The 12,820-nt window shown below is 41.2% G+C and carries 11 protein-coding genes; 6 read left to right on the forward strand and 5 right to left on the reverse strand.

Annotated elements, in window-relative coordinates; translation table 11 throughout:
- Positions 1-170: 170 nt before the first annotated feature.
- From JZY04_RS10380 to JZY04_RS10400, 5 genes are all read left to right on the forward strand, one after another.
- Entirely contained in the window at positions 171-809 is a 639-nt protein-coding gene (locus tag JZY04_RS10380) for a vancomycin high temperature exclusion protein (protein WP_005778255.1), read from the forward strand.
- A 41-nt stretch (positions 810-850) separates the two neighbouring features.
- Entirely contained in the window at positions 851-1,627 is a 777-nt protein-coding gene (locus JZY04_RS10385) for a transglutaminase-like domain-containing protein (protein WP_032537417.1), read from the forward strand.
- Between the two features lie 161 nt (positions 1,628-1,788).
- Positions 1,789-2,166 (forward strand): GxxExxY protein, encoded by a 378-nt coding sequence (locus JZY04_RS10390; protein ID WP_122143164.1) that lies wholly within the window; start codon positions 1,789-1,791, stop codon positions 2,164-2,166.
- 64 nt (positions 2,167-2,230) lie between these two features.
- A complete protein-coding gene (locus JZY04_RS10395; RefSeq protein WP_122143190.1) occupies positions 2,231-2,695 on the forward strand; it encodes a hypothetical protein in 465 nt (154 codons plus the stop codon).
- A 244-nt stretch (positions 2,696-2,939) separates the two neighbouring features.
- A complete protein-coding gene (locus JZY04_RS10400) occupies positions 2,940-3,368 on the forward strand; it encodes an Hsp20/alpha crystallin family protein (protein ID WP_005778266.1) in 429 nt (142 codons plus the stop codon).
- A 201-nt stretch (positions 3,369-3,569) separates the two neighbouring features.
- Here JZY04_RS10400 and JZY04_RS10405 read toward each other — a convergent pair whose 3' ends face one another.
- Positions 3,570-4,727, reverse strand: coding sequence for a hypothetical protein (locus JZY04_RS10405; RefSeq protein ID WP_147347888.1), 1,158 nt, complete (start codon positions 4,725-4,727; stop codon positions 3,570-3,572).
- 515 nt (positions 4,728-5,242) lie between these two features.
- Between JZY04_RS10405 and JZY04_RS10410 the strand changes: the two genes are divergently transcribed.
- Positions 5,243-5,698: a DUF6078 family protein gene (locus JZY04_RS10410; protein ID WP_122143166.1), complete on the forward strand. Its 456-nt coding sequence runs from the start codon at positions 5,243-5,245 to the stop codon at positions 5,696-5,698.
- A gap of 229 nt (positions 5,699-5,927) precedes the next feature.
- On the opposite strand, the gene JZY04_RS10415 is transcribed toward JZY04_RS10410, so the two are convergent.
- From JZY04_RS10415 to JZY04_RS10430, 4 genes are all read right to left on the reverse strand, one after another.
- Positions 5,928-8,999: a response regulator gene (locus tag JZY04_RS10415; RefSeq protein ID WP_122143167.1), complete on the reverse strand. Its 3,072-nt coding sequence runs from the start codon at positions 8,997-8,999 to the stop codon at positions 5,928-5,930.
- A 132-nt stretch (positions 9,000-9,131) separates the two neighbouring features.
- Entirely contained in the window at positions 9,132-10,250 is a 1,119-nt protein-coding gene (locus tag JZY04_RS10420; protein WP_005806587.1) for an ABC transporter permease, read from the reverse strand.
- Positions 10,247-11,347, reverse strand: coding sequence for an ABC transporter permease (locus JZY04_RS10425; protein WP_005778275.1), 1,101 nt, complete (start codon positions 11,345-11,347; stop codon positions 10,247-10,249). The genes JZY04_RS10420 and JZY04_RS10425 overlap by 4 nt, the downstream gene beginning before the upstream one ends.
- 3 nt (positions 11,348-11,350) lie before the next feature.
- Positions 11,351-12,811, reverse strand: coding sequence for an ATP-binding cassette domain-containing protein (locus JZY04_RS10430; protein WP_122143191.1), 1,461 nt, complete (start codon positions 12,809-12,811; stop codon positions 11,351-11,353).
- Positions 12,812-12,820: the final 9 nt, after the last annotated feature.

A 12,820-nucleotide genomic window follows, 5' to 3' on the forward strand; every position in this document is an offset into this window, starting at 1 on the left:
AATAAAACGCTTGCCAATACTTGAAAAAGCTGTATCTTTGCAATGTGTTTTTCATAGTATTAGATTTAAGGTTAACAAAGGTTGGAGCAAGGCGTTGCTCCTTTTTTTATGCTTTCAAGTCAACTTTCAACCCAAATCCCTATCTTTGCAAAGAACTCTGAATATAAAAAATGAAAAAGATTATCTTTATAGGAGCACCTTTATTGCTGACAGTTCTTGTAATTACCATCTATGTATGTAATCGGACTATTCAGAAAAACAGTGAAGCATATCTTTATTCAACAGTATCCGATATTCCCTATAATAAAGTAGGTCTATTATTGGGCACCTCACCCAAACTGAAAAACGGGAAAAACAATCTGTATTTCGACTATCGGATTAAAGCTGCCACAGAATTATATAACGCAGGAAAAATCAAATATATATTGGTGAGCGGTGACAATCGGAGAAATGATTATAATGAACCCGAAGAAATGAAGCAGGCATTAATTGCCACAGGTATTCCCGAACAGCAAATCATATTAGACTATGCCGGTCTGAGAACATTGGACTCTGTTATAAGAGCGCATTTAATTTTTGGTCTGGAGCGTTTCACTCTGATTTCACAAGAATTTCACAATGAACGGGCTATTTTTCTGGCTCAGCAAAACCATCTTCAGGTTATTGGATATAATGCTCAGGACGTGAGTGCATATGCCGGCTTTAAAACCAACCTTCGAGAATTACTGGCAAGAGTAAAAGTCTTTATGGATATCATTACCGATAAAGCTCCCAAACATCTTGGGGAAAAGGTAGAGATACCGGAATAATAATTTTAATATTTCCCTAATAACTCATTATCATGAAAAACATGCAAAAGTTGCTATTTCTTTTTTTATTGTCGCTGATGCCATTTTCTTTCCTGTGTCATGCTCAGACGACTTATCGAATGGTGACAAGAAATTACTCTCCGGTCACAGATTCTTATCCACAAGAGGTTTCTGATTTTAAAAAGGCAGACAGTGTCTACCATTTCACCGTAAAAGTATCCAAAGCTTATGACGATACCTTAAAAAGAAAAGTAGCAGAAAAGGCCCTTTATATCCCCAATGACATCTATGACGAAGAGGTTGCTCCTTATCTGAACCCAACCAAACTTATCGACTATTCTTCTCCTGCTATCGAACTCATAACAGACTCTTTATTCAAAGGTGAAGACAGTACAATGATAATTATTAAAAAAGGCTTAGAGTTTGTATCCCATTATATAAGTTTTGACGATTCTTTAGCCATGGCTATTTCAAAAGGTGATTGTAAAACATTGGATGTAAATCATATCCTCCAAAGAAAGAAAGGTACTTGTAGCGAATACACCAATTTGTTCACGGCACTTATGAGAAAGAAAGGAATTCCTTGCCGTTTTGTTGCCGGCTTTATTTTTATACCTGAACAAAAATTCTATGGATGTCATGCCTGGGCCGAATGTTACCTTAAACAATACGGATGGATGGCAGTAGACCCGCAATCTGGAAAAAGCTGGCTACCGACAACCATAATCCGACTCTTTGCCGGAAAAGATTATGCAGACTGCGGACTGAACTCTTTCATGGATTTAGTACCTAAATCTATAGAAATAGTAAAAGAATAAATACATATCAAAAATATAGAAAGGTGAATAACATTTAGATAATTATGGAACAACAACTTCAACTCAACGACCATAACAAACAAGAATATCCCTCTATGCATACGAAAGAGACATATTATTTTGTTTTTTAGACAAAAGAACATAAGAACAAAAGAAGGAATATGGAAATAGAAAGTTTAATAAAAACTATTATTCAGTGTGCTTATAATGTAAGAACACATCTTGCTGCGGGTTTTCTTGAAAGTGTTTATCAGAAAGCATTGATGATTGAATTAAAGGAAAAAGGCATTCATGCAGATACAGAAATGCCTATAAATGTATATTACAAAAATGAAATTGTGGGAGAATTTAGAGCGGACATAATCGTAAAAGGAAAAATAATCATTGAGCTTAAAGCTGTACAGCATCTTCTTCCCATACACGAAACCCAATTAGTAAATTACTTAACCGCTACCAATATAGATCACGGCTTATTAATAAACTTTGGCGGTGAACGCATTGAAATAAAAAGAAAATTCAGAGAATATAAACATTTATAATCACCCATAAGAAAAAATATGTTCTTTTGTTCTTATGTCCAAAAACAATAAAAATTTGTCTATTATGGAAATAAACCAAGCAGCCCCCAAGTTCCAGGATGTGTCAATCGCACCTATGCATACAGCAGAGCATTTGCTCAATGCTACTATGGCAAAAACATTCGGATGTCCACGTTCACGTAATGCACATATCGAAAAGAAAAAGAGCAAATGTGATTACGAACTTCCGGTTTGCCCAACCGAGGAGCAGATTCATGCCATTGAAGAAAAAGTAAACGAAGCCATCAATCGCCATTTACCTGTAACCTGTGAGTTCATGACACACGAAAAAGCCAAAAGCATTGTAGACCTGAGTAAGCTTCCGGAAAATGCAAGCGAAATGTTGCGTATTGTTAGAATAGGAGATTACGATGCCTGCGCCTGCATCGGGCAACACGTAGAAAACACATCGGAAATAGGCATCTTTAAAATTATCAGTTACGACTATGCCGACGGAAAATTACGCCTTAGATTCAAACTGATAAAATAGGCATGTAATGGTATCGAACGACCGAGGAATTTTTAACAAATATCTTATCAAAGTATAAATAGGAGAACAATTTGACAGCAAGATAGCAAGTTTGACATTACATCTCTGACATTTAGTCAAACAAAGAAAGAATATGGCACTGGCACAGGTTTTGTATCTTCTTTAGTGAACAACGGTTCAAAAGAAAGAGCCGGAGTTCAAAAATTAACCTGAATGTTTAACTAAAAAGATAGGAGACTAAATTATGATGCCTGTTAGAAGATCTCAGAATTGGTTACCAAGTATCTTTAATGATTTCTTTGATAACGAATGGATGGTAAAAGCAAATGCTACTGCACCTGCTATCAACGTAATTGAAACTGAAAAAGCCTACAAAGTAGAGCTGGCTGCACCGGGAATGACCAAGGAAGATTTCAACGTGCGTATTGACGAAGAAAACAACCTGGTAATTTCAATGGAAAAGAAAACTGAAAACAAAGAAGAGAAAAAAGACGGTCGTTATCTGCGCCGTGAGTTTTCGTACTCAAAATTCCAGCAGACAATGATTCTGCCTGAAAATGTAGACAAAGATCACATTTCCGCACAAGTAGAAAATGGAGTTTTGAATATTGAATTGCCCAAATTAAGTGAAGAAGAAGTGAAGAAACCGGACAGAACCATTGAAGTTAAATAAGCTCATTGAATAAGGAAAGGTCCCCTAACACAAAGAGGACTAAGGGCTACACCGGAATTATTCTCCCTAAGGAGATGAAGTTCCGGTGTATTTTTTTATAAAGTAATACTCGACGTTTTTTATATATAATCTTCCTTTTCATATACTCCAGATTCGAAACGCAAAGAGCGTATAAACTGGATGTAAAGGAACGGGTAAAACTCAGTAAGATACAGTAGCTGTTTCCCAAGATGATTGTTGGATAACGATGCCTGCCTTTTGAGCCTTTAACCGTATGTTCTTCATTTGCTGTTGGGCTTCACGTAGACTTTTCTTCATCATCGTATAGTTTCCACTGTTCATGCCTTGTGCAGCACTACCGCTCTTCTTCCCTGTTTTCCGATTATTCACGCTGACTCCTAAGTTCGTCAGAGAATTGTAATGCGCTTCTGCTTTTCGAGCCCATTCGTTGTACTGTGTCTGATAATTACCAGATACACTTGCGGGACTGGGAGACGGGCGCACCGCATCTGAATACGAACTACTACTATTCATAGAGGTTCCTAATGTTTGTAAACCTCCGGCTATGCTGTTGATCGTGTTAAACCTGTTCTCCCATTTAGCCCTTTTGTCTGCCGCAACATCATTTTGATGGTTTACCACGCTTTGCAACCAAGTTAATAACTCTCTTGCGCCGACAGATTGATCCACCATCCTCTCTACTTTTTTAAGTATGAGATATGCACGGTGTGTCTCTCCTTTATCCGCATATAGGATAGCCATGTTTTTTAAAGCCGATACTCTTATCCCGCCTTCGTTCCGGTAATCTTGTTCTGCCGCTTTTTGAAACAACTCGAGTTTGACAGCCACATTAGTCTCTAAGCATGCCTGATTAAAATAATCTATCGCTTTAGTAGTTACAGTGTTCTTTAGTTCTACTCTGTTCACTTTTTCTCGGCTAAGCACGAAATAGTGATCAAAGAATAGAGCAGGAGGAAAAAGTAGGTTTAAGAGTGTAGACACATTAAAGGTCTTTTTCAATTTAAAATTAGTCGGTTCATACCCGGATTTTAGACCGATTATTCCTCTACTCTGTTTGTATGACTTGGTACCTATCTCAAGAACTCCCATACCTGTATCATCCGTTGAACCAACATATTCGAAACCTCTATTGCAAACAATAGAAACATCATGACTAGCGTTCATCTCGCGTGTAAAACCGTCCAAATCCGTATACGATTTTTGATTTTTAACATAGAAATCTGTGTTAGGACTCCCTTTTACTTTTACCCGGCTTGCATTTTCATAACGCCCCGTTCCGCAAGATACCAAAGAAATGCCAATAATGACAACTAAGGCGAAAAGAAATGTGTGTTTCATAACTTTTATTTTTGTGCCCTTAGCCTCCCCTGACTGAGCGAGATTCAAAAAAAGACGTGGGAGTCTGTACTTTTGCTTATCCCGAACTCAGGCTCTCGCATTGCCCATCTACAAGGATAAGCAACACAGTTAGCCCACGTCAAGATGAAATATACAGAACACCACGTCAAACGTAATGTTTGATAGAACACCTTCGCGGACGTTTCGTTGCTTTATCTTCTTGTAGATTTCAAATTTGCGAGATTTGAGTTCAGAAGATAACGTTCGTAAACGTCTTCATGTTAATATAAGTATCTCCTCTTATTCCCACCGGAAGCAAGAAGATGTGACAAATATAGAAATTAAGACGGAATAAAACAAACATTATATCATTATTCCTTCAATAACATCAAGTCTGTCATCCATCTCTTTTTGAATATTCAACCGGCACTCCATCAATTAGATTGGTTTAATTAGGGAATTTGGTAATATATGTTGTACCTTTGTAAAACTATTATTAACCTATTATATATACAATGGAAAAAGAAACGTTCGACTACTCAATGGTTCCCAATAATTTTAGTTTATGTATAGAACAAGATTGTCCAAATGCCGATACTTGCCTACGTCGCATTGCGTACGATCATGTTCCGGCAAGTATAACTTTTCTGTCTATACTGAATCCGAAAGCAAATAAAGAAGCGACAAGAAAAAAATGTCAACATTACTGTTCAAACGAAAAAGTACGTTATGCTGAAGGATTTGTACGCACTACGGGAGTCCTGACGGTAGATGCAGCAAGTACATTCCGCTACAAGCTAATTGCCACTTGGGGAATCAGACGATATTACCAGAAGCGAAAAGGGGAAACTTTACTCTCTCCCGCCGAACAACTACAAGTCATCTCACTTGCCCAAAAGCTGGGCGTTCATCAAGAAGAATACTTTGATAATTATATAGAAGAGTACAAATGGCATAATGAAACCGATTAAAGGATCACTTCATATTACCGGATCTACCTTTTAACAATAGGACCTAACTCTTCCGGCCCCAAAGGAATATTTCGTTTACATACCGGGATAAAGGCATTTACATACCGGGGTAAAAGGATTTACGCACGGAGGTAAAAGACGTTACATACCGAGGTAAATGGCTTTACATAGTAATGTAAAACCATGGTAAATATAACATTTTGATAATCAGCGATTATTTAGTAAACCGTCATAAAGCAACATCTGGAGAATAGCAGTATTTACGTAATACAGACATCAGTCTTGCTTTATCTACCGGCTTGGCAAGATAATCATTACAACCGGCTTCTAATGCAGCTGCCCTATCGGAGTCGAAAGCATGTGCCGTAAGCGCTACAATGGGTAATTCCTTATTGAACTTCCGAATCTCAACTGTTGCCGTCAGTCCGTCCATTACAGGCATTTTCATATCCATCAGCAAAAGATCAATCCTGTAGTTCTTCGCCATCTCTACAGCTTGCTGTCCATTCATGGCATGAAGCAAATTATAATGCTTACACAGCATGGCCGATAATAACAGATAATTACTTGAGATATCTTCTGCTATCAGAATCGTCTTTCTATCCAAAGCCGCATTCAGATTCCGGCCATATGTCATATTCTCTTCATCTATGCTTGGCCCGATATGCCTTTCGAGCTCCCGCCCGGTTTTCACTTCCGGATTGCAAGGAATAATGGCCCAGAACAGAGAGCCTTCATGGTATTTAGATTCAAAACCGACACTTCCTCCCATCGATTCGGTAATTGCCTTACAGATAGAAAGGCCGAGTCCTGTGCCTTGAGCAAACTCATCGAGTTTCTCGAACCGATGGAAAACTTTATTCTTTTTCTCCTCCGGTATGCCGATACCTGTGTCTTTTACATACAGACGGATTCCTGTATCCATTACTTCATACCCCATTTCTATAGATCCTTTCGGAGTATATTTAATGGCATTTGTGACATAATTAGTCATCACTTGTGCCACACGGTTTCTGTCAAGTTTCACCAGACACACATCATAAGGATTAATCGTCACCAACCGGACTTCCGGATTAACTATCCGTTGCTTCATAGAAGATGCCATGCCATTAAAATATTCGACCAGATCAAAATCTTCATATTTTAGTTCCACCGAACCGGACTCCAATTTCGACAGGTCCAGGATATCATTAATAAGTTTCAGCAACAGTTCGTTATTGGTATTGATAATCTGCATATACTCTTCTCTATCAGCCTGCTCCTCCGAGTTCATCAGTAAATCAGAGAAGCCGACAATCGCATTTAGCGGTGTACGGATTTCATGACTCATATTGGCAAGAAAAGCTGACTTAAGTTTATCCGATTGTTCGGCCAGCAGCTTTGCCTGCCTCAGTTCTTCGATCATTCTCTCTCTATCAGTAATATCATCCACACGAATCACGATGCCATCTATCTCTTCACCTTCACCAAATACGGGAGTAGCCAATATCTCTACAATCCGGTTGTTTTCCGAATGAAACTTTATCTTTTCCATCTGCCTTGATGCCAATACTTTGCCTAACACACAATTTTCACAGGGAGAAGTCCGGTTATGGGCACTCTTATAACAGCACTCTCCCCGCTTATATGCCTCAAAAGAGAGGCTGGACGAACAGACCGATACATTTTCCCATTGCACAACATAATCTTTAGTGATATAAGCCAATCCGGAATTAGTATTATTCAGTACCAATTCATTCTGCCGGATCAGTCTCTTCAGTTTCTCCTTATTTTTCAGCAAAGTCAATTCTGTCTGTTTATAAGATTCAATGCTGATCGTCATGCCGGAGACATACTGATAAGGAGTATCATTAAGAATAGAGGTCTCAAGCACTCCACGGGTTTGCCACCATTCGTAATTCCCGTTTCCCCGCAAGTCCGCACGATATTCTATGTCCCATTCACCACTATCCTGCTTCAGCACTGCATCCATCGTACCGATGAACTGCCTCCGGTCGCCAGGATGTACACATTCTGCAAACTTTTCAAAAGTATTGATGTCCAAAGCATTCCGCCCTATCTTATCAAATCCCTCACCAAAACTGACTCTTTGCTTCGACGGCTCGTAAAACCAAGTATAAGCATTCATCACCTCCATGGATATGGAAAGAACCTTGGCACGGCGTTCAAGGTCATTCTGCAATTTCTGATCCCAACGAATATTGAGCAACAGACGCTTGCTACCATCATAAATGATATTCTTGCGTACAATGGTATCATAGCTGCGACCATCCTTCAGAATAATTCGTTCTACCCCAAAATAAGGCTTGCCGGTAGTAAAAACTTCCAAATCTGTTTTTTGCATGCGCTCCGCCTGTTCACGATCCAGAATGTCACTTACTGTTTCACCTTCATAGGTGCCAAACATCCGCATACTTTCTTCATTACAGAAAACATAACGAAAATCATCTTCCACATCTTTTATGTGTATAGGCAACGGTATGCTATTCAAAATGTTCTCTTGCAATAACTTCCGTCTTTGTAACTCTGTATTGTTTTTGCGAAAACCTACGTACTTGACAACTTTTCCATCGACTCCCCTCTCATACGGAGAACAATTCAATTTACAATATTGCCACTCTGATGTATCGGACAGTCTAATCCGGATATCCATTTCATACAGACAATCACAACCATTAAGCATATCAAACAAAATGGGTTCCGCTTCTTTCCAATCCTCCGGATGAATATGTTTTTTATAATCTTCAATAGTGAGGGGCTGAGTAGGATCGCAGTTATTAAGTGGTTCATTCTCCGCATAGAACAAATGAGTGCGAACATCAAATTCCCATAAAACCACATCGGCGGCCTGCATGGCCAATGCGGTTTTTTGCTTGCTTTGACGTAATATCTCTTCGGTACGTACCGTTTCGGTCACATCCTGTGCTATAAAAAGGAACTTATCGATCTCCTTATTCTCATCATCCCGGACTACCGATACGGTAATTTCAAAATAACGTATCCCTGATAAAGTTGTCGGATAATAAAATTTGGCTAATTCAAAATCATACTTGACTGTAAAACGAATATTCTCTCCCGCACGCAAGCGGCTCTTCATTTCATCGGGAACATTCGGGTTTTCAAAAATGTTGATACCCAACATATCTTGTTTATCCTTCACCCCCATCATTTTCAGTCCTACACTGTTTATCTCTATCAGGCGACCTTCACAATCATACAATTCCATCCCTACGGGAAGATTTTCATATATAGTTTGCTGAAGTCTATGGGTTTGAGAAGGGCTTGATGTTTGTTTGCTCATTACGTAATATCTTAGTATATCTGTTTCTTTCTACAAAAATACACATAAGTTGCAAGCAAACACAGGTTTATCCTAAATTTTCCAGTCTGTTAACCACTTTTCGAATGCTTTTTGAAGCTCTCCACTGCCTAATTAGCCACTCTTCCGATAGCTCTTCACCGCCCAAATATTGAAAAACAGCGCAAAGGCCAGCAAAGCTCCCAGCTGCGGCAATAAATCGATAAACCCGCTCCCCTTGAGATATACCATACGCATCACCTGCATAAAATATTTCAGTGGATTGAGCATAGTGATCCATTGTGCCCACTCGGGCATACTGCGGACAGGAGTAAATAGTCCGCTCATTAAGATTAGAATCAGCATACAGAACCACATGACAAACATGGCTTGTTGCATGGTAGCCGAATGATTGGAAATGACCAATCCAAGACCGGATACAGCCAAAACAAAGATGATGGCAAAGAAATAGATCACCAGAAAATGGCCTGCAGGAAAAATTCCGTAAAGTGCCCATGCCAGAATAAAACAAAGTGTCAGAACCACAAAGCCTATCAACCAATAAGGAATCAGTTTGGCAAGGATAAAAGTGAACTTTCCGACAGGAGTCACATTGATCTGCTCAATCGTACCGGCCTCCTTCTCCCCTACTATATTCAACGCAGGCAAGAAGCCGCAAAGCATGGTAAGCAGCATCACCATCAGGGCCGGAATCATAAACAGTTTATAATCCAGATTAGGGTTGAAAAGATTCTGAGTAAGAATATCAATCCGGGGCAGATTCCCGTTGGCAGCAGCCGGAATGTTTCCACTCTCCGCCTGCAATTCCGTACCATAATCGTTGATGATGGCAGACAGATATGAACTGCCCAAACCACCCTTGGTCCCATTTACGGCATTGGCGGCCACAAGTACGTGGGCAGCCTCGCCATTCACCCAGTCCTTCTCGAAATCTCCGGGAATTTCAAGCAGCACATCGGCTGTCCCCGCTTCAATCGCTTCCAACCCTTCTTTATAGGAGTCCGGTAAAGCAGTGGTCCGGAAGTAAGTTGAAGCCGTTATCTTATCGACCAGCCTGCGTGAAAGAGCCGAATGATCATTATCTATAATATTCATCCGGATATTTTTTATTTCAAGATTAGCAGCCCAGGGCATAAGAAGCATAATCATGCAAGGGAAGATAAAAATCAACCTCGGCAGGAAAGAGTTGCGGAGCAACTGCTTGAATTCTTTCTCTATAAGATATTTAATCATAACCTGTTTTTGAATTTCTTGAAGCTAATTGTTATCAACACGACTGCCATAAGAGCCAGAATACTGACCTCAGACAGCACAAAAGAAATATCTACTCCCTCAATCATCAATTTACGTACGGCCTGAATATACCAGCGGGCGGGCAGAATATCGGAAATCAATTGCAATACCAGAGGCATGCTCTCTATCGGAAATATCATGCCGGAAAGCAACATTGTAGGCATCATCAAGATCAACCCCGAAGCGAGCATGGCAGCCACTTGCGTCCGTGTCACCGTGGAAATAAGCAATCCCAACGCCAACGACACAAAGATAAAAAGCAGTGATACCATTATCAACCAGAACAGGCTGCCTGCCACGGGTACATCAAGTACATAAACTGAAAGCAGCAGAATCGTCGTAAGATTGACAAACGACAGCACAAAATAAGGAACGGCCTTAGCCAGAATAACGAACAAAGGTTTCACCGGAGAAACCAGCAATATCTCCATCGTACCTGTCTCCTTCTCGCGGACAATGGATATGGAAGTCATCATGGCACAGATCAGCATCAGGATAAGTCCCATCACACCGGGCACAAAATTGTAGGCACTCTTCATCTGCGGATTATAGAGCAGTTTCACATCGGGCACAACAGAAGATACGGACATTCCGGGAGGAAGCATTTCCTGTCGGACGGAAGCTATGACATTAGTGGCGTAACCGGCTTGTGTGGTAGCCATATTCGGATCGGTTGCATCGGAAACCAGTTGCACACGGGCATCGCCTGTATACAGATGATTGGCAAATTGTTCGCTGAATACAAGTGCCATGTCGATTTCATTTTCCTGAAACGCCCTTTCCATCTCCTGTGGAGAATGCAACAGGCACTTCACGGAAAAGTATTCGCTGGCATCCAAACGGTCGATGATCTTGCGGGTAACCATGTCATTCGAAGGGTCGAGTACACCCACACGTACATTTTTCACTTCGGTAGTAATGGCAAAGCCAAAGAGAATGATCTGAACAACAGGCATCCCTAACAGAATCAACATAGTCCGTCGGTCGCGGAAAATGTGGAAGAACTCCTTTTTTACAAATGCTATAAACTGTTTCATAGGTTAATCGGCTTTACGCACTGCCTTACGGGCCAGTTGCTGGAATACATCGTCCATGGTATCGGCATGAAAACGTGCCTTTAGTCCGCGAGGGGTGTCAAGTGCCTCGATACGTCCGTCTACCATGATAGACACACGGTTACAATACTCGGCCTCGTCCATGTAATGGGTGGTTACAAAGACCGTTATCCCCCGATCTGCCGCTTGATAAATCAATTCCCAGAACTGCCGGCGGGTAGCAGGATCGACTCCTCCCGTAGGTTCGTCAAGAAACACAATCCGCGGATCATGGAAAATCGAAACTGAAAAGGCCAGCTTTTGTTTCCAGCCTAAAGGAAGGCTCTTCACAAGTGTGTCACGCTCGTCGCTGACCCCCAGACAATCGAGAAGAGCATCTGTCTTTTCGGTTATCTCGCGGTCCTGCATTCCATAAATGCCGGCAAAAAGACGAATGTTTTCCCATACTTTAAGATCTTCGTATAGAGAGAACTTCTGGCTCATGTATCCAATATTCTTCTTCACTTCTTCAGGGTGGACGGCAACATCAAAGCCGGCTACCCGTGCTATGCCGGAGGTAGGTTTGCTCAATCCGCAAAGCATACGCATCGCAGTGGTTTTTCCCGCACCGTTCGCCCCGAGAAATCCGAAGATCTCTCCCCGGTTCACCTGAAAGGAGATATGGTCGACAGCCGTGAAATGCCCAAAACATTTGGTAAGCCGGTCTACCTCAATGGCAAAATCATTTTCGGCATGTACTTCCGCACGTTCCAGACCGGGTGGACAAAGAATGTGACTGAACTGTTTCAGGATGCGTTCCGGCACATCGATCCCCTGTATCTCTCCTTCGTTGATAAAAGCGATACGGTCGCATTGCCGGGCTTCATCCATAATCGGAGTAGAAACGAGAATAGTGATTCCCTGCTCCTTGAGATGCCTCAACATTTCCCAGAACTCCTTGCGTGAAACCGGATCCACACCGGTAGTCGGCTCGTCCAGGAACAGAATGCCGGGTTTGTGAATCAACGCACAACTTAAGGCCAGCTTTTGTTTCATACCTCCCGACAAAGCCCCCGCTCTGCGTTTACGAAAAGGTTCTATCTGCTGGTAGATATCTTTCACCAAATCATAGTTTTCGCGGATAGTCGTATGAAATACAGTAGCAAAAAAGTCGAGGTTCTCTTCCACCGTCAGGTCCTGATAAAGCGAAAAACGTCCGGGCATGTATCCCACCTGTTGCCGGATTTGTTTGTAATCCTTCACAACATCGAGCCCGTTCATCGTAGCCGTCCCACTGTCGGCAAGCAACAGTGTAGTCAGGATGCGGAAGAGTGTACTCTTACCGGCTCCATCCGGTCCGATGATGCCGAACAACTCACCGGGATTCACGGAAAAGGAAACCTTCTTCAAGGCTTCTACTTCACCGTAACATTTAGTCACGTCACTGACAGATACAGCTGGTTTCATCATCAGGCA

Source organism: Bacteroides sp. 11BF, assembly GCF_019633765.1.
In the GTDB taxonomy this organism is placed as follows: Bacteria; Bacteroidota; Bacteroidia; order Bacteroidales; family Bacteroidaceae; genus Bacteroides; species Bacteroides hominis.

What these genes read in the sequence shown, in the direction of transcription:
- JZY04_RS10380 (WP_005778255.1), top strand. Translation starts at nt 171, where the DNA reads ATGAAAAAGATTATCTTTATAGGAGCACCTTTATTGCTGACAGTTCTT.
- JZY04_RS10400 (WP_005778266.1), top strand. Translation starts at nt 2,940, where the DNA reads ATGATGCCTGTTAGAAGATCTCAGAATTGGTTACCAAGTATCTTTAAT.
- JZY04_RS10390 (WP_122143164.1), top strand. Translation starts at nt 1,789, where the DNA reads ATGGAAATAGAAAGTTTAATAAAAACTATTATTCAGTGTGCTTATAAT.
- JZY04_RS10410 (WP_122143166.1), top strand. Translation starts at nt 5,243, where the DNA reads ATGGAAAAAGAAACGTTCGACTACTCAATGGTTCCCAATAATTTTAGT.
- JZY04_RS10385 (WP_032537417.1), top strand. Translation starts at nt 851, where the DNA reads ATGCAAAAGTTGCTATTTCTTTTTTTATTGTCGCTGATGCCATTTTCT.
- JZY04_RS10415 (WP_122143167.1), bottom strand. Translation starts at nt 8,999, where the DNA reads ATGAGCAAACAAACATCAAGCCCTTCTCAAACCCATAGACTTCAGCAA.
- JZY04_RS10405 (WP_147347888.1), bottom strand. Translation starts at nt 4,727, where the DNA reads ATGAAACACACATTTCTTTTCGCCTTAGTTGTCATTATTGGCATTTCT.
- JZY04_RS10425 (WP_005778275.1), bottom strand. Translation starts at nt 11,347, where the DNA reads ATGAAACAGTTTATAGCATTTGTAAAAAAGGAGTTCTTCCACATTTTC.
- JZY04_RS10430 (WP_122143191.1), bottom strand. Translation starts at nt 12,811, where the DNA reads ATGAAACCAGCTGTATCTGTCAGTGACGTGACTAAATGTTACGGTGAA.
- JZY04_RS10420 (WP_005806587.1), bottom strand. Translation starts at nt 10,250, where the DNA reads ATGATTAAATATCTTATAGAGAAAGAATTCAAGCAGTTGCTCCGCAAC.
- JZY04_RS10395 (WP_122143190.1), top strand. Translation starts at nt 2,231, where the DNA reads ATGGAAATAAACCAAGCAGCCCCCAAGTTCCAGGATGTGTCAATCGCA.